General features: G+C 58.8%; 16 protein-coding genes. 6 read left to right on the top strand and 10 right to left on the bottom strand.

Going from position 1 to position 20,678, the window contains the following annotated elements; translation table 11 throughout:
- Positions 1-111: 111 nt before the first annotated feature.
- The 4 genes from RWV98_RS04800 to RWV98_RS04785 all read right to left on the bottom strand — a co-directional run bounded on the left by RWV98_RS04800 (position 112) and on the right by RWV98_RS04785 (position 4,886).
- Complete coding sequence (locus RWV98_RS04800; RefSeq protein WP_317864140.1) at positions 112-1,113, bottom strand: sugar ABC transporter substrate-binding protein; 1,002 nt, start codon at positions 1,111-1,113, stop codon at positions 112-114.
- Between the two features lie 76 nt (positions 1,114-1,189).
- Positions 1,190-2,173, bottom strand: a complete 984-nt coding sequence (locus RWV98_RS04795) for an ABC transporter permease (RefSeq protein ID WP_317864138.1) — start codon at positions 2,171-2,173, stop codon at positions 1,190-1,192.
- Between the two features lies 1 nt (position 2,174).
- A complete protein-coding gene (locus RWV98_RS04790; protein ID WP_317864136.1) occupies positions 2,175-3,683 on the bottom strand; it encodes a sugar ABC transporter ATP-binding protein in 1,509 nt (502 codons plus the stop codon).
- 36 nt (positions 3,684-3,719) lie between these two features.
- The gene (locus RWV98_RS04785; RefSeq protein ID WP_317864134.1) at positions 3,720-4,886 is read right to left on the bottom strand and encodes a zinc-binding dehydrogenase; all 1,167 of its coding nucleotides are present in this window, start codon (positions 4,884-4,886) and stop codon (positions 3,720-3,722) included.
- Positions 4,887-5,421: 535 nt separating this feature from the next.
- Between RWV98_RS04785 and RWV98_RS04780 the strand changes: the two genes are divergently transcribed.
- Together RWV98_RS04780 and RWV98_RS04775 are read left to right on the top strand one after the other, a co-directional pair.
- Entirely contained in the window at positions 5,422-6,447 is a 1,026-nt protein-coding gene (locus tag RWV98_RS04780) for a LacI family DNA-binding transcriptional regulator (protein WP_317864132.1), read from the top strand.
- Positions 6,448-6,563: 116 nt separating this feature from the next.
- A complete protein-coding gene (locus RWV98_RS04775) occupies positions 6,564-7,727 on the top strand; it encodes a zinc-binding dehydrogenase (protein WP_317864131.1) in 1,164 nt (387 codons plus the stop codon).
- Between the two features lie 371 nt (positions 7,728-8,098).
- Here RWV98_RS04775 and RWV98_RS04770 read toward each other — a convergent pair whose 3' ends face one another.
- Genes RWV98_RS04770 through RWV98_RS04760 form a run of 3 tightly spaced genes read right to left on the bottom strand, consistent with a single transcriptional unit; the run spans position 8,099 to position 11,811 of the window.
- Positions 8,099-9,187 (bottom strand): sugar ABC transporter permease, encoded by a 1,089-nt coding sequence (locus tag RWV98_RS04770; protein ID WP_317864129.1) that lies wholly within the window; start codon positions 9,185-9,187, stop codon positions 8,099-8,101.
- Positions 9,188-9,191: 4 nt separating this feature from the next.
- Positions 9,192-10,721, bottom strand: coding sequence for a sugar ABC transporter ATP-binding protein (locus RWV98_RS04765; RefSeq protein ID WP_317864127.1), 1,530 nt, complete (start codon positions 10,719-10,721; stop codon positions 9,192-9,194).
- 46 nt (positions 10,722-10,767) lie between these two features.
- A complete protein-coding gene (locus tag RWV98_RS04760; protein ID WP_317864125.1) occupies positions 10,768-11,811 on the bottom strand; it encodes a sugar ABC transporter substrate-binding protein in 1,044 nt (347 codons plus the stop codon).
- A gap of 412 nt (positions 11,812-12,223) precedes the next feature.
- Between RWV98_RS04760 and RWV98_RS04755 the strand changes: the two genes are divergently transcribed.
- The 4 genes from RWV98_RS04755 to RWV98_RS04740 all read left to right on the top strand — a co-directional run bounded on the left by RWV98_RS04755 (position 12,224) and on the right by RWV98_RS04740 (position 15,651).
- The gene (locus RWV98_RS04755) at positions 12,224-12,889 is read left to right on the top strand and encodes a hypothetical protein (protein ID WP_317864123.1); all 666 of its coding nucleotides are present in this window, start codon (positions 12,224-12,226) and stop codon (positions 12,887-12,889) included.
- A complete protein-coding gene (locus RWV98_RS04750) occupies positions 12,859-13,656 on the top strand; it encodes a lipid II flippase MurJ (RefSeq protein ID WP_317864122.1) in 798 nt (265 codons plus the stop codon). The genes RWV98_RS04755 and RWV98_RS04750 overlap by 31 nt, the downstream gene beginning before the upstream one ends.
- Positions 13,657-13,797: 141 nt before the next feature.
- The gene (gene aspS, locus RWV98_RS04745) at positions 13,798-15,126 is read left to right on the top strand and encodes an aspartate--tRNA(Asn) ligase (protein WP_317864121.1); all 1,329 of its coding nucleotides are present in this window, start codon (positions 13,798-13,800) and stop codon (positions 15,124-15,126) included.
- Between the two features lie 288 nt (positions 15,127-15,414).
- The gene (locus RWV98_RS04740) at positions 15,415-15,651 is read left to right on the top strand and encodes an HPr family phosphocarrier protein (RefSeq protein WP_280963573.1); all 237 of its coding nucleotides are present in this window, start codon (positions 15,415-15,417) and stop codon (positions 15,649-15,651) included.
- Between the two features lie 133 nt (positions 15,652-15,784).
- Here RWV98_RS04740 and RWV98_RS04735 read toward each other — a convergent pair whose 3' ends face one another.
- The 3 genes from RWV98_RS04735 to RWV98_RS04725 all read right to left on the bottom strand — a co-directional run bounded on the left by RWV98_RS04735 (position 15,785) and on the right by RWV98_RS04725 (position 20,503).
- A complete protein-coding gene (locus RWV98_RS04735; protein WP_317865688.1) occupies positions 15,785-16,513 on the bottom strand; it encodes an S-layer homology domain-containing protein in 729 nt (242 codons plus the stop codon).
- An 859-nt stretch (positions 16,514-17,372) separates the two neighbouring features.
- Positions 17,373-19,361, bottom strand: coding sequence for a metallophosphoesterase family protein (locus RWV98_RS04730; protein WP_317864120.1), 1,989 nt, complete (start codon positions 19,359-19,361; stop codon positions 17,373-17,375).
- A 50-nt stretch (positions 19,362-19,411) separates the two neighbouring features.
- Entirely contained in the window at positions 19,412-20,503 is a 1,092-nt protein-coding gene (locus RWV98_RS04725) for an ABC transporter substrate-binding protein (protein WP_317864119.1), read from the bottom strand.
- Between the last annotated feature and the right edge of the window lie 175 nt (positions 20,504-20,678).

The following is a 20,678-nucleotide window of genomic DNA, read 5'->3' as shown; positions in this document are numbered from 1 at the left end:
TCCCTCGTTTGCGCTTATGCAGGAAAAGAGGCGGCGCGCCGGATGCAATCATCCGGCGCGCCGCAAAGGAATGAAGAAGAGAAAAAGAGATTTAAAACAAAAGCTGTGCAATCAGTGCCACTCGAGGTATTCGGCGGCGTTGTCCGCGTTTACAACGTCGCAGCCGGTATCGACCGTGCGCTCGATCTCCTTGCCGTCAAAGTAGTCGGCCACGGACTGCACGATCAGCTTGCCCATGGTGGCGGGCTTTTGCGCGATGGTCGCGTCGATCGTGCCGTCGATGATCTTTTGCGCGGCGTCGGGCTGGCCGTCAAAACCGCAGATCAGGATACTGTCGCGCTTGCCCGCGGCTTCCACCGCTTGCCCCGCGCCGATCGCCATCATATCGTTCACGGTAAAGATACCCTTGAGTTCGGGGTAGGCGACGAGGAAGTTCTCGGTCACTTCCATGCCCTTGGATATCTCGCAGTTGCCATATTCGGAAGCGACGACCTCGATATCGGGATAGTTCGCGATCTCATCCATAAAGCCCTTCTGGCGCTGGGTGGTCGCATCGTTGCCCGAAAAGCCGTCCAGCACGGCGACCTGTCCGGCCTTCACGTTTTCCCCGATCCACTTGGCGCCCAGCTGGCCGCCGATATAGTTATCCGTGCCGATGTAGGCCTTGTAAGCGCATTCATCCGCGCCCGAATCCACCAGAAACACCGGAATGCCCTTGGCGTCAGCCTTATTGATCACATCGACCAGCGCGGTCTTGGAGCTGGGGCCGGTGATGATGGCGTCCACGCCCTCTTCGATAAAGGCTTCCAATATACTGATCTGCTTGTCAACCTCGGTTTCCGCGTCCGCCGCGTTTACCTTGACCTCCCAGCCGAGCGCTTCGCACGAGGCCTTGGCGTTATCCACCATGGCGACAAAGAACGGATTGTTGAGCGTTTTGGGCACGATGGCGATCACCTTTTTATCGCCCGCGGGCGCGCCGCTGTCCACGGGCGTGTCCGCCGCGTCCGGCGCTGCGTCCGGCTCCTGCGCCGCCGGTTCGCTGCCGCAGCCCGCGAGCAGGCCCAACCCCATCAGCGCGGCCAGCGCCAAGGTAAGCATTCTTTTTTTCATTTGTCTTTCCTCCTTAAATAACTCTCTGCTGTCTATGTACACCCCGCGTGCTTTGCGCCGCCGGAAGTGTCCGCCCTTACTTGGACGCCGCGATGCGTTTGCGCGTGATATCGAGCGCGACCGCAAAAACGATGATCGCGCCGACGACGATCTGCGTAAAGTAGCTTTGCACGCCGAGTAGCACCAGACCGTTGCGGATGACGGCCACCGTCACCGCGCCGATTAACGTGCCGAGGATGCCGCCCTCGCCGCCGGAGATACTCGTGCCGCCAATGACCACCGCCGCGACCGCCTCCATCTCGTAGCTTTGTCCCGCCGTGGGCTGCGCCGCCGTCAGGCGGGCCAGATACACGATGGCGGCCAGCCCGATCGCCATGCCGGACAGAATGTAAACCTTGATCGTGTTGCGTTCGATGCGCACGCCGGACAGCCGCGCCGTTTCCGCGTTCGAGCCGATGGAAAAGATATAGCGCCCGGTGGCCGTCTTGGTCAGCACGATGTGCGCCAGCCAGCCGGCCGCCAGAAACACATACACCGGCACCGGGATGCCGAGGAAAAAGCCCTGCCCGATGAATTTGAACGTTTGGTGGTTGACCGCGATCTGCGTCGAGTTGGTCATCCACAGCGTCACCCCGCGAAAGATGAACATGGTGCCCAGCGTCATGATGAACGCGGGGATGCGCACATAGGCGATCACCACGCCGTTGATCAGACCGGCCAGCGCGCCCGCAAGCAGCGACACCGCCATGCCCAGCCACATGTTGCCGGTCGCGTTGATCGTCATGCCGGCCAGCACGCAGCAAAACGCCAAAACCGAGCCCTGCGAAAGGTCGATGCCGCCCGTGATGATGACGAACGTCATGCCGATGCCCATGATGGCGTACACCGCCGCCTGACGCAGCACCTGCATGATGTTGTTGCTCTGCGCGAACGAACCCGTAAACAGGCACAGGAAAATACAGATCACCGCGAGGGGGAACAACGCGCCCAGACCGTTCACCCGTTTCAGTTTTTGCAAAAAGGCGGGCGCGGCCCATTTTTTCTTTGCTGCCGTTTCCATTTCACGTTCCTCCAATCGCGTAATACATAATCTTTTCCTGCGTCGCCTCCGCGCGGTCAAGGTCCGCCGTGATGCGCCCCTCGTGGAACACCAGCACGCGGTCGCACACGCCGAGGATCTCGGGCAGTTCGGAGGAGATGACGATCACCGCGCTCCCTTCCGCGACCAGCATGTTGATGATGCTGTAAATTTCGCTTTTCGCGCCCACGTCGATGCCGCGCGTCGGCTCGTCAAAGATATAAATCGCCGCGTCCGCGCACAGCCATTTGGCGAACACCACCTTCTGCTGATTGCCGCCGGACAGATACTTGACCTGCTTTTCCACATCGGGCGCCTTAATGCTCAGCCGCTCCTTGTAGTCCATCACGCTTCGGCGCTCCTGTTTTTCATCGATGAACGGTCCCTTGCGAAAATGCTCGATCGCGGCAAACGTGGTGTTCCACGCGATGGACTGGTTGAGCACCAGCCCCTCCTCCTTCCGGTTTTCAGGCAGCAGGCCCAGCCCGGCACGGATCGCATCATGCGGGCTTTTGATCGACACCGGCTTGCCGCCGATCTCGACCGTGCCCGACGTGCGGTGCAGCGAGCCGAAGATGGCCTTGGCGGTCGAGGTGCGGCCCGAACCGACCAGACCGGAAAACCCCAGCACCTCGCCCCGGCGCACCTCGAAGCTGATATCGTAGATCGTGCGCGGCACGGTCAGGTTTTTTACCCGCATGACCGGTTCGCCGATGCGAGGCTCCCGTTTGGGGTATTTTTCATCCAGCGCGCGGCCGACGATCATCGAGATGATCTCATCCATTTCCAGCCTCCGCACATCCTCGATCGCGGCGACGAATTTGCCGTCCCGCAGCACGGTGCCGCCGTTTCCGATGCGTTTGATCTCCTCCATACGGTGGGAAATATAGATAAAGGTAATGCCTTTTTTCTGCATACGCAGCACGATGTCGAACAGGTTGTCGATCTCATGGTCGGAGAGCGACGAGGTCGGCTCGTCCAGAATGACGATGTGCGGATCCTGCGAGAACATCTTGACAATCTCGACGATCTGCTGCTGCGCGACCGATAGCCGGCCCACCCGGGCGCGCGGATCGAGCTCCACGCCGAGCTCGCGGCACCAGCGCTGGCACTCCGCGTACATTTTAGGCCAATCGATCAGGCCGATCCGGTTCTTGATCTCCCGCGTCAGAAATACGTTTTCCGCCACGGTCAGGTGCGGGATCAGGCTGTTTTCTTGGAACACCGTGCCGATATTCAGCTTTTGCGCTTCATGGATGTCCCCGACTTCGACTCTTTTGCCATTGATCCATATTTCGCCGCCGTCCGGGTGGTACACGCCTGTCAAGATCTTCATCAGCGTGGATTTGCCCGCGCCGTTCTCGCCCAGCAGGCAGTGCACCTCGCCCGGCCAGATCTTCATCGATACATCGTCCAGCGCGACGATGCCGGGAAATTCCTTCCGAATACCGCGAAATTCTACGATGGGGGTGCCGGTTCTTTCAGCGCCCATGCGTCCTCTCCCCTCTCTGGCTGTCCGCCGTCCGCCTTAGTCCCAACAGCTCACGATGACCTTCATACTTTCGGGGGACATGCTGGTTTTGATCGCCTCTTCATACTGATCCAGCTTAAAGTGATGGCTGAAAAACTTCTCCCACGGGAAATCGTGCTCGTGCTTCAGCATCATTTCCATGGTGGGCCGGTAGCCGGTCACCGCGTGGTTGTTCATGCCCACGATGCGGATATCCTTGGCGCAGATCTCGTGGAAGTTGGCCTGTATGGGGCCCACGTCGACAAAGTGGCCGACCTCTAGGTAAACGCCGCACTTCCGCACCATTTTCAGGCCCTCCGGCACGACGGTCGGCACGCCCGAGCATTCGCAGACCACGTTCGCGCCAAAGCCGTGCGTCGCCTGCCGTACGATGTCGATGCGCTCCTCCGCCGTGGTCTTTAGCACGTTCAGGCAGATATCCGCGCCGAACGCTTTGGCCAGTTCCAGCTTATAATCCGAAATATCCGTGACGATGATCGTGCCCGCGCCCAGCATTTTGGCCTTGATCACGTGCGCCAGACCGAGCGGGCCGCAGCCCTGCACGACGACCGCGCCGCCGAACTCAAAGCCCTCGCCGTCAAACGCGAACATCTCCTTGGCTTTATCGAGCGAATAGGTCACGCACATGACCTCGGTCAGGCAGGCAAGGTCGTTCGAGAGCTTTTCCGGCACCTTGTACAGATAGGCCTTGGGATACAGGTACATGTATTCCGCAAAGGCGCCGTTCAGGCGCTTGCCCTGTTCGCAGGACATGCTGTTGCCATAGCATTCGCGGGAGGGGTCCTCGCACCACGGGTACCACGGCGCGGTGCGGCAATAGTAGCATTCGCCGCAGACGATGTCGGGGCAGAAGGTGATGCGGTCGCCCGGGCGCAGCTCTTCGCCGTAAAAATCCTTGCGCACCGATCCGGGCGCGATCTCCTCGACAATACCGACCGCTTCGTGCCCTTGGATGAGGGGGTACGCGGCCTCGAACTCGGTCGCGGTACCGCCGTTCTGCTTGGTCTCGCCCTTAAAGGTATGCTTATCCGTGCCGCAGATGCCGGAGGCAATGCTCTTCATGATCGCGCCGCCGTCGCCGTATTCCAGCTTGGGATAGGGAATTTCACGAAAGCCGATCTTGCCCGGTCCTTCTACCACCGCTGCTTTTACCATCTTGGACATACTCTACACTCCTTACCGATTGTCGTTGTTTGTTGTTACAAGGCAGCTTCGGCCGTGTCGTCAGGCATCGGCTTGATGCACGGGCTCTTTCGCCTTTCGCATCGTTTCCCGTCAACCTGCTTCATTCGGCCGCATCTGTTACGGTAATTATCATGGATTTTGCACACCGATGTCAACGGAAAAACTGCACTATTCCGTGCATCAAAAGCGCATCACCGCATCAAAAGTGCATTTTTATTGCATTTTACAAGATGTATCCGCCATACTTTATGCATAGCGCACAAAGCGTTTTACAGAAATACCCACAACCGCTGCCGGTCTCTTGATCCGGCAGCGGTTTTACGCGTTCTCCCTCCCGTTTCCGCCTCAACCCATTGTGCAATTTAACAACATTTTAGTGTTCTTACAGGCGTTTTATTGTGTTTTGATGCATAAATGATGCACAATTTCTTGCCGTTTCTGCATCATTTCCCGTTGACTTTTACGCATCGGCGCTCTTATCATGGAAAGCAAGCCAAGGAAAGGAGTGGCACGGATGATTTCCACCAGAAAGCTTGCCGAACTCGCAGGGGTCAGCCAATCCACAGTTTCACGCAGCCTGAACGACCGGCCCGAGATCTCGCCCGATACCAAGGAGCGGATCCGTGCGCTCGCGCGCGCCAACGGCTACGTGGTACGCCAAAAAGCGAGGAAGACCGTTTGCTCCCCTGCGCGCAAGGCCATCGGCGTGCTGATGATGCGCCACATGTTTTTCGACGACCTGTTCATTAACCAGCTTGTTTGCGTGCTCAATTCCTTTATCGAGGAGGAAAACTATTACGCCATGCCGCTTTTGGATTACGGCGGCGAGGCGGGCATCGATAAACTGCGCGATCTGCTGGCGCTCGGCCTGATCGAAGGGTTTATCATCATCAACCGCGAGTACGACGAAACGATCGACCGGTACTTTAACGACATCGGCATACCGCACGTTTATCTCATCTACCACCTGCGTCATTCCACCAAGCAGGCCAACATCATCGACACGGACAACTTTGCGGGCGGTTATCTGGCGACCAAGCATTTGATCGATCTGGGCCATCGGCGCATAGCCACCGTGACCTCGCCGCTCGATGAATTCGCGGACCGCACCGGCGGTTACCGCGAAGCGCTGCGGGAATTCGGCATTCTCTACGATCCCTCGCTCGTTTTCACCTGCGCGGCGGATTATCAGTCTACTTACGCGACGATCTCCGCGCACCGGGACGCTTTTCAGGACGCCACCGCCCTGTTCGCGCAGTTCGATGTCGGCGCGCTCGCCTCCATCAACGCGCTGGCCGATCACGGTCTGCGCGTGCCGGGCGACGTTTCGGTCATCGGGCTGGATGGGCTGGACATCGGCGAAATGCATCGTCCCTCGCTCACCAGCATACGCCAGCCCTTTCAGGACCTTGCCCGGCACGCGGTCGACCGCCTGCTGCAAGCGGTCAACATGCCGAACGCGCACGTGCAGGGCAAGACCTTTCTCCGGCCCGAGCTGATTCTCCGCAACTCCACCGGGCCGTGCGGCCGGACCAAATAAAAGCGGCCGCGGCCGGAGAGAGGGCCGGCATGGAGATCACGTGAGCCGTCAGCCCACGCGCATCATAAAAAAATATAGACCGCCCGGTGCGCCGGGCGCAGAAAGGAACAATTCCAATGGAACAAACCGTAAAAGCCGCCGTGCTCACGCAGCCCGGCCACATCGAGACCCGCATTTTCGACATGCCCGCGCTGGGACGCGGCGCGGCCATCTGCAAGGTATTGATGGCCGGCGTATGCGGCACGGATAAGCACAGCTACAGCGGCGAGACCGTGCAGTACAAGGGCACGGAAAACGAAATCGATCTGCCCTTCCCCATCATTCAAGGGCACGAAATCGTGATGGAGATCGCCGCGATTGACGAGGAGGGCGCGCGCAGTTTGGAATACGACGGCGCCGTGCTGCAGGTAGGAGACCGCGTGACCATCTGCCCGGACGTGGTGTGCGGCAAGTGCTGGTACTGCAAAAACATACCAAGCTACCCTTGGTGCGAGCACCTGCAATTCAGCTACGGCAACATGCGCTCGTGCGACGACGGCAACCACCTGTACGGCGGTTTTGCGCAGTACCTCTATGTGGAGCCGGGCGCGCGCCTTTACAAGGTGCCGGATGGGCTGCCCAACGAAATGGCCGCATTTACCGAGGTGCTGTGCGTGGCGCACACATTGGACAAGGCCAAGGAGTTCAGCGGTTTTTCGCTGGAGGGCTTCAACTTCGACGACACGGTCGTCGTGCAGGGCTGCGGCCCGCTCGGCGTGGCCCATATTATCAAAGCGCGCATGATGGGCGCGGGCAAGATCATAGCGACCGATATTTCCGATTACAAGCTGGATATCGCGAAGGCCTTCGGCGCGGACATCGTGATGAATGTGCATCAAACGAGCGAAGAGGAGCGCATTTCCCGTGTCAAGGCCGAGACGAACGGACGCGGCGCGGATATCGCGGTGGAGTGCGTCGGGCGGCCCGAAGCCTTTCCCGAGGGCCTGCGTTATCTGCGCAAGGCAGGCATGTATCTCGAACCCGGCAACTTTGTCGACTGCGGCGGCGTTACTGTCAACGTGCACGAGATCTGCGCGAACAACCTGCGCATCATCGGCATGACCAACCACACGCACAACTGCTATAAGCAGGTGATGGAAATGATGCTGCGCGAAAAGGACCGCTTCCCGTGGCCCCGGCTCTTCAGCCACGTCTTTTCCTTGGACGAAGCCGAAAGAGCCGTTCAGACCAGTATGACTCCGGAAAGCATGAAGGTGCTGATCGATCCGTGGAAAGCCTAAAATAACGGCTGGCAACGATTAATGCGAGTAAGCAGTCGTGGCAGAAGCGGTGCGAAACCGCCCGGACTTCTACAAGGGCTGAACCATTCCAATATCAAAAAAGCTCCTGCCGCGTTTTCGGCAGGAGCTTTTTTGACTGTCGATCGAAACAAAGCCCCATTTCGATCGAGAGTTCCGACTTCTGCGCGCGCCTTTCAGGCACACTTGAAGTCGGTTTGTATAGCCCGTAGGCCTCTATCCACTGACCGCCGCCGTGCGGCGATTAAATGAGAGCAAACCGAGATACATGCTCCCGGTTTTTATGAATTTTGCCGCAAACGGCAAAATCCTATTTTATGCGCGCTGCGGCGCGAGGAGGTTGTTTTTTTGGTTTACCGCTTGTTCGAGGTCACCTTATCGAGCACGACCGCGCCGAGAATGATGAGACCCTTAAAGATCATCTGCACGTTGGTTTGCACGTTCATCAGCGACAGCATGTTGTTCAGTACGCCGATGAGCAGCACGCCGATCACGGTTTTGGTCAGCTTGCCCGAGCCGCCCGTCATGCTGGTGCCGCCGATGACGACCGCCGCGATCGCGTCCAGCTCCCAGTTGGTGCCGATGGTCGGCGCGCCCGCGCCAAGGCGCGCCGCGGTCAGTACGCCGCCGAGCGCCGCCAGCATCGCGTCCACCACGTAAACGCTCATCAATACCTTGACCGTTTTCACGCCGGCCATGCGCGCTACGTCGATATTGCCGCCCACCGCGTAAATGCCCTTGCCGAACACCGTATGGTTCAATACAAAGTTGAAAACCAAGATCAGCGCGATGCAGATCAGCGCCAGATACGGGATGCCCTTGCTGTTCATCACCAGATACGCGCTGTACGCCAAAATGACGAGGAACAGAATATTGATCCAGCGGAAGCTTTTTGCCTTTGCCCCCTGCACCATGTTGTACACACAGTATACGGCCGCCGCCGCGAGCAGGACGAGCGCCGGCGCGGTCGGCAAGCTCAGGCTGCCCACGTCGAGCGTGAACGGATCGGTCACGCCGACCGCGGCGCTGTCCGTCAGCACCAGCGCGATGCCCTTGCACACATTGACGCCCGCCAGCGTGACGATAAAGGGCGGGATATCCACCTTGGCCACGAAGAAGCCGTAGCACAGGCCCAGCAGCAGACCCAGTCCCAGCATCGCCAGCACCGCGACGCCGAACGGAACGCCCTTTTGCAGCAGCATGCCGTACAGCACGCTGACCAGCGCGCAGATACCGCCGACCGAAAGGTCGATGCCGCCCGATATGATCACGTAGGTCATGCCGATGGCCAGCAGGCCGGGCACGGCCAGCTGACGCACGATGTTCATCAGGTTGCGCGGCGTCAAAAAGCTGTCGTTGAGCATGATCGAAATGATGCACAGCAAGACCAAGCCAATGACCGAGGTGTATTTTTTCCAATCGATCTTTCTTAAAAGCGTCATACCTTTACCCTCCAATCGCATGATGGAGCAATAGCTCCTCGGTTGCTTCCGCGCGGGCCACCTCCGCGGCGATCCGGCCGTTTTTGACCACCAGTATCCGGTCGCTCACGCCCATGACCTCCGGAATTTCCGAGGAGACCAGCACGATACCGACGCCTTGCTCGGTCAGCTTCCGCAGGATGGAATAGATCTCCTTTTTCGCGCCCACGTCGATGCCGCGCGTCGGCTCGTCCAGCAGCAGCACATGCGGGCTGTTGAGCAGCCACTTGGCGAAGATCACCTTTTGCTGGTTGCCGCCGGACAGCTTGGCCACCGAGCTGTCCACGTTCGCCACCTTGATGCTCAGCCGTTTCACCATGTCCGCGCGCGCGTCCGAGCCCTTCTTGTCGCTGATGCAGCCGAGCCGGTTGGCGTAATTGCGCAGCGAGGCCAGCAGGATATTGTCGCTGACCGAGTGGATCAGGCACAGGCCGGTCTTGCGCCGGTCCTCGGTGACATAGCCCAGACCGTTTTTAATCGCGTCCACGGCGGTGTGGTTCTTCACTTCCCTGCCGTTTACAAAGATCCGGCCTTCGTGCGGATAGCGTTCGCTGTCGAACAGCGAATTCAGCAGCCGCGTGCGGCCCGCGCCCATCAGCCCGTACAGACCCACCACTTCGCCCGCGCACACCTGAAAGGACATGCCGTCCACGGTTTTCAGGCCCTCCGATTTGGACGTGCCGGTCTTGTAGACGCTCCAATCCTTTATTTCGAACAGCACCTTGCCGTGCTGCACCAGATCCTTGTCGTGCGGCGGGAACTGCCCGCTCATGCCGTGGCCGACCATCCATGTGATCAGCGTGTCCCGGTCGATCTCGCTCACCGGCGCTTCGTTGACATAAGCGCCGTCCTTGAGAATGACGACGCGGTCGCAGATCTCGAACACCTCTTCGAGCTTGTGGGAGACGTACAGCAGCGTGACCCCCTTGTCGCGCAGCTTGCGCAGGATGGCGAAGAATACACCGATCTCCTTGGCTGTCAGCGAGCTGGTCGACTCGTCAAAGATGACGACCTCCGGCTCGCGGGCGATGGCCTTGGTGATCTCGACCATCTGCTGCAAGCTGGTGGACAGGTTGCGCACGGTCTCCTTCGGGTCGATATGGATGTCCAGCTCCTCAAAGATTTCCAGCGTGCGGCGGGTCATGGTTTCGTAATCGACGTGGCCCATCTTCACAGGAAAATCGCCCAGAAACACGTTTTCCTCCACCGTCAGGTCCGGGATCAGGTTCAGTTCCTGATGCACCAGCACGATCTTTTCCTTTTCCGCGTCCAGCGTGTTGCGGAATTGCACCTGCTTGCCGTCCACATAGATCGCGCCGTCGTAGGATTTATGGTCGTATATGCCCGCGAGCACCTTGCCGAGCGTCGATTTGCCCGCGCCGTTTTCCCCGCACAGCGCGGTGATCGTTCCACGTTCAAACTCCACCGTTACATCGTTCAGCGCCACCACGCCCGGAAACTGCTTGGTTATCCGCTCCATTTTGATATGGCTCATTTGCTTTTCCTTTCCCCTCACGGTTTATGTATCCGGCGCCGCCGGATCACTCGAACAGCTCGGGGAACTTGATCTTGCTGGGCTCCAGATTGTCATAGCCGACCATGGTCAGCTGCGCCCACTTGCATTTGTAGTCGTCCGCGTCGGTCTCGTCAAAGGTCAGCTCCTCGCCGTTTACCAGCTGCACCGCCGCCGTGGTGATCATTTCGCCATGGCTGAACGAGCCGCGGTCCACCACAAAAATGTTCTCCGCGCCGGCTAGGATCATTTCGTTGGTCTCCTGATCGTTATCGCCGCCGTAGAAGTACATATCCTTTTCCAGCCCCGCGTTCTGCGCCGCCTTATACGCGCCGAGCGCCATGCCGTCGTTCGCCGCAAAAACCGCGTTGATCGCGTCGCCGTGCACGGAGATCGCGTCCTCCATGGACTTCATTGCTTTTTCGCGGTCCCAGTCTTGAATCGTCTGCTCGAACACCAGTTCCAGATTCGGATACTTGGCAACCGTTTCCTGCACGCCGCGCTTGATCTCTTCGGCCGCGTAGTCGCCGTCCGAACCGGCCAGCATGACGCACTTGGCGGGCTGATCCTCGCCCCAGCGCTTTACAAAATCCTCGACCTGCAAGCAACCGAGCTGATAGTTGTTGCCGGTGATCCAAATATCCGGTGCAATGCCGTCCATCTTCTGCTCAATAAAGATCAGGCTGATGCCGGCGTCCCGCACCTCGCGGGCCTGCTGCACCATGGAAACCGAGTCGCAAGGCTCGATCACGATCGCGTCGTAGCCCTGACTGATGAAGTTTTCCACAATATTTTTCTGGTTGGCGATGTTCAGATCGCAGGCCTGCCAGTCGATCTGCACGTTGCCGTATTCCTCGGCCTTTGCCTCCGAGCCCTGCTGCATGAACAGATAGGCGGATTCCTTAAACGTGCGGTTGGCCACGCCGACCTTGATCGTATCGCCCACGGGCTTGTCGCCGCCGGCCTCTTTTTCCGTACCGCCGCCGGTTCCGCCCCCCGCGCAGCCAGAAAGCAAAACGCTAAGACTTACCGCTACCAAACCGATCGATTTTGCAAACATTCTCTTACTCATTGCTCTTCACTCACTTTCCATTGTCAAGGTTTCATGATCCGCTCTCTTACCCGGATCATACGGTTTCATGTCCAGAGAAACGCGCGCTGTGCCTTGCCCGGATTCACCTCCTTTTTATCGCCGTTAATTTAAAGGTTATTGTTATTTTAACGTATCCACGTAAAAAGTCAATGTTTATTTTAAGTATTTTATTAATAGTCGATATAATTCGACGTAGAACTATTCTTTCATTTTTTGTGCGAATAGCACAAGTTTTTATACCCGCATCCCTCACAGCATTGTCAAGTGTAGGGTTTTATGGTATACTGATTGTAATTATGCGGATATGCGCCCGGCCTTTCTGGATATGGTTGGCAAAGGGCGATTCCGGCAAAGGAGTGGCAAACCGTTTTGCCTGCAAAGAAAAAACACCATGACGCGCGACGCGATGCTCTTTCTGCCCGCAAAGGTAGTGGAAGGGCTGTTGGTGATCGCGTGCTCCTCGCTCTATACGCACATCTTTACAAAAAGCGCGGTGGGCGCGTTCGGTATCGTCAATACGACCGTGCAGCTATGCTATCTGATCATCGCGGGCTGGATGGCGAACGCCGCGACCCGCTATGTCGGCGAGGAATACCACAAGGACCGCGGCAGCGCGCTCTTTTCCACGGTATCTACCATCTATCTACTCATTTGCGGCGCGGCGGCGGTTTTCAGCGGCGTTGCCGCGGCGGTAACGCGCGACCCGATCTGGATCGGCGGCGCGTTCATGTTTTTCAGCTATACGATCTTTCAAATACTGAACGCCGCGCTGATTCAGCTCGGACGCATGCGGGCTTCGATCGTTTTAAGCTTAGTTTCCGCCTCTTGCAAGCTGCTGATCGCCTACCTCATCGTGCACGGCTCGTCTAACTATCCGTCCCCCGCCCCCGCCATTTTGGCGAACACCCTGTCGGATGGCGTGGCGGGCATTGGCGCGGTGATCGCGCTCTCCATCCCCGCGGTCGCGCGGCTTCGGTACTTTTCCAAGCCGCTGCTGCAAAGTTTTTTGCCTACGGCGTGCCCCTCATGGGCGTTTCGATCGCGGTCGCGCTTTTAAACATGATCGACCGCTACCTCGTCACCGGCTTTTACGGGCAGGAGCTGTTCGGCGTTTACAATTCCAACAACTCGATCGCTTCGGGCATCTTTACCATGATATCGGTCGGCATCATGCGCGGCGTGTACCCGGCGGTGCTGCGCGGCTGGCGCGAGGGCGGCGTGAACGCCGCGAAGCCCCTGCTCGATCAGGGCGTGCGGCTGTATCTGCTGATCGCGGCCCCCGCCGTCGCCGGGCTTACGGCGGTTTCCCTGCCGCTTTCCCGCTTCCTCTTTGCCGAAGGATACGACGCGGGTGCGAGCGTGATCGCCTACACCGCGCTTGCCATGCTTTTTATGGGTCTCACCGAATACGCCAACAAGGCGTACGAGCTTGAACAGTCCACCATTCACGTGCTGCAAAACAGCGCGGCGGCGGCGGTCGTCAAGGTGGTGTGCAGCTTGGCGCTTTTGAAGCTGTGCGGCTTTACCGGCGGCGCCATGGGCTCCATCATTGCGTTTGCGTTCTATTTTATCATCACCAGCGCGCGCGTCAGGCGGCGCTTTCTGTTCCATGTGCCGGCAAGCTCGCTGGTCCGCATCGTGGTATGCTCGCTCCTCTGCGGCGCGGCGGCCTTTGCGTGCACGCTGCTGCCGTTCGGCAACCTGATCCGGTTGGCGCTCGCGGTATGCGCGGGCGGCCTGACCTATGCGGTGACCATCGTCCTTTCCGGCGAGGCCAAGGCCGAATTCGCGGCCATTTTAGCAAGGCTTAAGAGACGACTGTAAAATACCAAAGCGTTCTTCGCAGTTTTTGCTGTGGAGAGCGCTTTTTTCACGCAAAAACTTGTCTAAACAGTCATCCTGTGGTATAATATTACTCTGTATTATCACTCTATATAAAAATGCTGATTAGAGAGGCGTTATAAAATGATAGAATTTGTATCCGATCCCAAGCAGTATGTCGACACGGTCGCCCATGTGCGGGCCAGCGTCGGCGGCGAAGTCACCTTTCGCGGCACCGTGCACCGCGTGCGCGACATGTCGGATTTCGCGTTTATCATCGTCCGCGTGGAGCGCGGCCTGATCCAGTGCACCTTCCAAGGCGACGCGCTGGGCGAAACGCAGCGCGCCGACGTGCGCGACGCCATGGTCGTCGAAGTGACCGGCAAGGTGCATGAGGAGCCCCGCGCCGAGCACGGCGTGGAGGTAGTTCTGAGCGCGATTAACATCCTTGCGAGACCCTATGAACAGCTGCCTGTACCGCTGGGCAAGAAATACATGGGGCTTTCGCTCGACGTCGACCTGCCGCTGCGGCCGATCACGCTGCGCCACCCCATTAAGCAGGCGGTATTCCGCGTGCAGGGCGCGATCGCGGACGGCTTTGCCGAATATATGAAGTCGCAGGGCTTCACCCACATCCACACGCCCAAGCTGGTCGCGGCCGGCGCGGAGGGCGGCGCCAACATGTTCAAGCTGGACTATTTCGGCCAGCAGGCATATCTGGCGCAGTCGCCCCAATTCCATAAGCAGTACCTCGCGGGCGCGTTTGGCCGCGTATTCGAGATCGGCAGCGTATACCGCGCCGAGCGCCACAATACGTCGCGCCACTTAAACGAATATATCGGTCTGGACTTTGAAATGGCCTATATCGATTCTATGTACGACGTTATGCAGATGGAGACCGGCATGCTGCGCTTTGTCATGCAGTATGTGAAGGAGAACTGCGCCGAGGAGCTCGCCCTTTTGAAGGCCGACGTACCCGAGGTGAAGGACATCCCCTCCGTGCGCTTCCATGAAGCCAAGGAGATCATGCAGGAGAAATACGGCCACAAATCCAAGAACCGTTACGACCTGAACCCGGACGAAGAGGTCATGCTGTGCAACTGGGCCAAGGAAACGCACGGCAGCGAATTTGTATTCGTCACCCACTTCCCCTCAGCCAAGCGCCCGTTCTACGCCAAGGACGACGAGGAGGACAAGACGCTTGCCCTGTCGTTCGACCTGCTGTTCCGCGGCCTTGAGGTGACCACCGGCGGACAGCGTATCCACGATTATCAGGAACAGATCGACAAGCTGCGCGCCCGCAAGATGGACGAAACGCTGTTTGAATCCTTCACCATCCTGCACAAATACGGCATGCCGCCGCACGGCGGTCTCGGCATCGGTCTGGAACGGCTGACGATGCAGCTGCTCGGTCTCGGCAACGTGCGCGACGCTTCCATGTTCCCGCGCGATATGAATCGACTGGAGCCGTAAAAGCATCCGACCGAAGCCACGCTTTCGATCGATAGGGGTGTTTCCCGCGTTTTGCGCGGAGGGTGATTGCGCAAGAAATTTATATAGCGAGAATGGAGTTTCGCATATTTCACAAAACACTGTCGCACTATTTGTGCATGCTGCACAGAGCGTCGGTGTTCGGCCGCTCCCGCATCTCTAAAATGATGAAAATGCAAAATCGAATAAAAAGTGCTTTCTTTTCCGCGTTTTTATGCTATAATGAAAGCAGAAACAAGAATGGATATACTTGTTAGGAGGTAAAGTAATATGACCAGAAGCATTCGCGTTAAGAACACCGATGATATCCAGCAGATCAACAAGATCGTGACCAAGTACGGCTTTGATATCTGGATCCACGGCAAGAGCGGCATGGTAGACGCCAAGAGCCTGCTCGGCATGTTCCTGCTCTCGCTCAACGAGCCCCTGCAGATCGTGCTCGAGGACGACGTAGATCCCACCGCGCTGTTCAAGGATCTTGAGGATTATCTCGAAATCGACGACTAACACATACCCGCACATAAAAAGCGCCCAAACCAATGGTTTGGGCGCTTTTTCAGGCTGTAAAAAATTATTTTTTGACAGCCTGAGGCCCCGGCGTTACGGTTTGTAACGCCGGGGCCTTTGTATGTGGACGTATTTATAGAAGCTTTGCCAGCAGGGCAAAGGTTTCCGCGCGCAGGATTGGGCGCTCCAGATGGAGCTTGCCGTCCTCATAGCCGTTCAGCATGCCCTTTTGCACCATACCTGCGGCACCCGCTTTCGCATAGCCCGGGATGCTCGAAGCGTCCGCGAACTTATCGAGCGCGCTCGCGTCGTCGCTCGTGATCTCCGCCGCGCGGGCGATCATGGTGACGACCTCCGCGCGGGTCGCGTTGTCCTGCCCGTGCATATGGCCGTTTTCGTCGCCCTTCATGATACCGGCGGTTTTAGCCGTCGCCAAAATATCCTTGGCCCAGCGGGAGGAGCGGTCGCCCGCCGCGATCGTCCCGGTCTCGCTGACCGGAATGTTCAGCGTGCTGAGGATGACCTTGGCAACCTCTTCGCGGGTAATGGTCTCGTCCGGGCGGATCTTGCCGGTTTCCGCGTCGCCGCTGACCACGCCGTTTTCGATCATTTTCTGAATGCTGCCGTAAGCCCAGTGGCTCTGCGGCACATCCGCCCCGACCTTGCCGCCGGCTTCGCCGGTGGCTTCCGCCGTTACATCGGCCGCGCCGGAATAATCGTCAAAATCGGCCGCGTAATCCTTGAAGCAGTCCGTCGGCTGGTAACCGGCGGCGCCTTCAAAGGTGCCCTTGTTAAAGGCGCTGAGCGTGCTCCAGCTGTTCTTGTTGCCCGCTTCGATCACATAGGACTTGATGACCGGCATATCGGTCGCCTGCTCGCCCACGGAGGAATGCAGGTCGGTCACCACGCGCACATACTTCGCTTCGCCCAGATCGGATAGGTCGACCGTGCCCTTGCCGTTTGTCAAATCGGCCTTCTTGCTGCCCGCCACGGTCTTGCCGTCGTCCGACGTCTCGACCGTCACCTTGGCCGTGGCCGCGCCCTGTATGCCGGTCTCGAACGACAAGCTCTTGAGGCTTCCCGTCACCGGGCGCCACTCCGTCGTATGCTTGCCGTCCAGAACGATATTCTTGGGATCAAAATCCAGCCAAACGACCAGCTTGTCGCTCTTCGGGCCCTTTGCCGCGGGCGCGCCGTAGATCTTCGCGTTATCCTCCGCGCTGAGCTTGGTCGTGTAGAAACGAATTTGTCCGATATCGCCCGTCAGCATCGTGTAGGTCTTGCCGCGGCCTCGTTCGGGCAGCAGATGCCGGTGGAACGAGAACCCGGCATACATGGACGAACCCGGCCAATTCTTGATCTCGGAATCAAAATCAGGCGCCGCGATCGAGCCGGACTGCTTGTTGTTTTCCCAGCTGGTGCCGCCGGTCGCGCGGTCAAAGCCGCCCACGTACTGCACCCACTCGCCGAGCTGCACGCCCGCGCCGGGGATGGAATCGTCATCGTTCCAGAAATATTCGCCGTTGTCGTTGTTAAAGCCGATGCCGTAGGTGACCATGCCCGTCTGGCGCACGGCCATGCGGTACAGGTAGTTCGTGCCATAGCTGATGGAGGAGCCCTTCATCAGCAGCGGGTTGTGATCCCACTCGCCAGCCTGTGCCAGCCGGTCGATATTGGCCCAGACCATGCCGGTCACGCCGTCGTCCACCACGTAATTCTGCCTATCCGGAATCTCCACATAGTCGTCCAAGCCGTCCAGCGACAGGCCGTAGCCGCCGTTGTATTGAACCAGCGTCGGGTTGCCGCGGATCAGGCCGTCGTTCCCCATACCGGACTGGTCGCGAACGACCGGCACGCCCTGTATCTCGCCCAGAATGGACACGGTCTGCGCCGGGGAATCGCCGATGCGCACCTCGTAATCGCCGCCCATGGGGAAGGTATAGGTGAATTCCACCGTCTTGGTTTCGCCCGCGCCGAGCGATACCGATTCGGCGCCGACCGCCTGCCCATTGATCATGAGCTGCAGGCTCCGCCGTGCCGGTCTCGTTGCCGATGTTCTTCACATCCGCCTTCACGTGCATTTTATCGCTCGTCAGGTCGCTTGTTTCGCCGTCGCCCAGCTTGACGCGCAGGTTGTCGTACGAATAGGTCGCGTTGCGGAAGGCCACCTCCACGTTTTTGGTGTATCCCTCCATCTTCAGGGTGTGCTTGCCAAGCTCGACCAGCTCCAGTTCGCCGGAAAGCGTTTTGCTCTCGCCGGGCTTGAGCGCGACCACGCGGCTGGTCGCCTTATCGCCGAAGTTGTAGAGATAGCGATCCTTGCCGTTGTCGTTGATCTGGAAAGCGGCCGTTGCCAGTCCCTTGCCGGTGTTGGTCACCTTGGCCGAAATCTTTACGGTCGCGCCCGAAAGAACGGAATCCGGCGTGATCGAAATGTCCTCGTATTGCAGCGAGGGTTCGCCGCTAAACAGCGAAACCGTTTCCACGACCTTTTCCTCGCCGCCGGAAAGGCCGATGTTCGAGTAAGTGAGCACATCGCCCTTTACCGTGCATTCGATCATGTCGCCCTTGCCGGTCGCAAGAATCTCGGCAAAGTTTTCATTGGGCCGCTCGTTGTCCTTACCCAGATTGATCTTGCTGTCGCCGATACGGGCGTCGCCCTGCGTCACATACAGGGTCTTTGCGCCGCGCGTCGGATCGGCCGAAACACCGCGCGAATATTCGTGCGTGTGGCCCGCGAACATAATGTTCACATTGCCCGCCTCCGCGATCGGCGGGATATACTTACGGGTCAGGTCGTCCTCATAGGGATGGTGCATGGTCAGCACGCGGAAGGTTGCGTTTTTCGCTTCCGGCGAAGCCAGATCGTCCTTCAGCCAATTCAGCGAATCCTCTACCAGCTTCTTGGTAGCCGGGTCGACGCTGCCGCCCGAAGAGGAGTTCAGCTCGAACAGGCTCCACGGGTTCGAGTCCACCATCGTGATGTGCAGACCGCCCACGTTGAAGGAAACGTTGCGGCCGTTTTCGTTAGAGTGGTACTGTTCCTTCTGCGTTTTGGAGATGTACTCATCGAAATACGTGCCGTAATCGTGGTTGCCGCTATTGAACACAACCGGGTAGTGGTGCAGGAAATCGCCCGCGTTGCGGAAGATATAAGCGAACTGATCCTTCTGGCTGCCCGTACCCTCTACCGTGTCGCCGGTGTGCAGGATAAAGTGCGGATCAAACTTCGCAATCGCCGCGGAGACCTGCTCGGCCGTTTCAAAGCGGTGGCTGTCGCTCATCACCACAAAGCGGATCTCCTCCGCGTTGACCGGAAGCGTGCGGAAGGAGCCTTCGACCGATTCGCCGTTTTCCGCCGTCACCTTGTAGGTATAGCGCGTATCCGGCGTCAGGCCGGTCAGGCGGGCGCGGTACATATGCATCGGCACGCCCTGAAACGGCTCGCCCTCCTCTACCGGCACGTCGACGGTCTTCATCTGATCCGCCGAGGGGCCGTATGCAATGGTGGATTTCATCGCCTTGTCCAGCTCCCATGTGACCACAATGCCGTCGGTCTTGGGGGCGAGCATAAAGGGCCCGGCCAAAAACGACTTGGGGCCGTTCTCCTCGTTGACCGCGAGCGCCTGAACCGGCACGATCGCCAGCAGCATCGCGCACGCCACTAAAAAGCTGCATATTCTTTTTTTGAGCAATAACCGCTTTTCCATTTCATCTTCTCCTCTTCTCTTTGCCTGCATTGCGCGGCGCGCCGTGGGTTTTACTCCACCGGCGTCCGCGCCCGCTCCATACGGGTGCAAAATTCACGGCTGAGCTCCTTTTGCACCGCGCCCGCCCATTCCCAGTCGGATTCGATGACATTCAGAGCGCCCGGCGCGGGGAGACCGTCCGCCGTTCGCGCCGCCGCGTTGACCGGCAGGCGGCAGCTTTTCGCTTCGATAAAGCATTCCTGCCCGCGCTGGGAAAGCATCCAGTCGATAAACGCCTTGGCATTTTGTGTTTCCCCCTGCGAGCCGCCGCAGGTAAGCGCGCACGCGCCGATCTCCAGCGCCGTTCCATCCTCGGGATAGCACAGTTCGACCGGATAACCGTCCAGCGCGGCGCGCCGCCCGTCGTGGGAAAACACGATGCCGACCGCCGCGTCGCCCTTTTTCACCGCTTCGACCGGAGCAAGGCCGCTGCGGGTGTAATAAGCGATGTTTTGGTCGAGCGCCGCAAAGTATTCCCAAGCCTGCGCCTGTCCCAGCTTCTGCACCAGCGCCGCCAGCACATTGTAGGAGGTGCCCGAGGTCTCGGGCGACGCCATCACGATGCGCCCGGCAAACGCGGGGTCCAGCAGATCGTCCCATACGCGGGGATAGGGCCGGCCGTTTTCCTCGAACCATTCCTGATTGCAGGCGAACCCGATCACGCCGATGTAAATGGGCGTCCAATAGCCGTCCGGGTCACGGTAGGCGTCTTGTACGTTTTGCAGCTCTGCGCTTTGGTAGGGCTCCAGCAGGCCGCTTTTCGCGGCGTACCGGTAAAAGTCCGACGAGCCGCCCAGCAAAACGGACGCTTGCGGCGCTTCCCGCTCGGCTTCGGCCCGCAGCATCATTTCGCCGGCGGACAGGCGCGTGCACACGGTCTCAATGCCGGTGTCCTTGGTGAAGGCGTGTAAATAAACCGGCAGCTCCTCCTCCGGCAGCGCGCTGTAAATCGTCAGTTTGCCGCCCGCCTGCGCCGGAGGCGCCTCCGGCAGGGTGGTTTGTTCCTGCGCCGCCGTTTGCCGCCCACGATCCCCCGTTACCGTGCAGCCCGCCAGCAGCAAAACGGACAGGGCGCACAGGAAACGCCGTATCGACCCTTTCATTTTTCGCCTCCTCCTCCGGCTGAAAAGGCACAGTCTCCCTTGCAGCATGATTATATCAATGATCCGGGTGCCGCCGCCATCGAACGGCTTACGAGAAAAATTCCGATATCGCCGCCGCGCCGGAATTTTCTTTGTTTTTTTACGAGAAGATTTTCATAGCATGGGGCGCGCCTTG

Source organism: Agathobaculum sp. NTUH-O15-33 (genome assembly GCF_033193315.1).
Taxonomy (GTDB): Bacteria; Bacillota; Clostridia; order Oscillospirales; family Butyricicoccaceae; genus Agathobaculum; species Agathobaculum faecihominis_A.
Note: the sequence above shows the minus strand (reverse complement) of the source record. Positions and strands in the feature narration are given on the sequence as shown.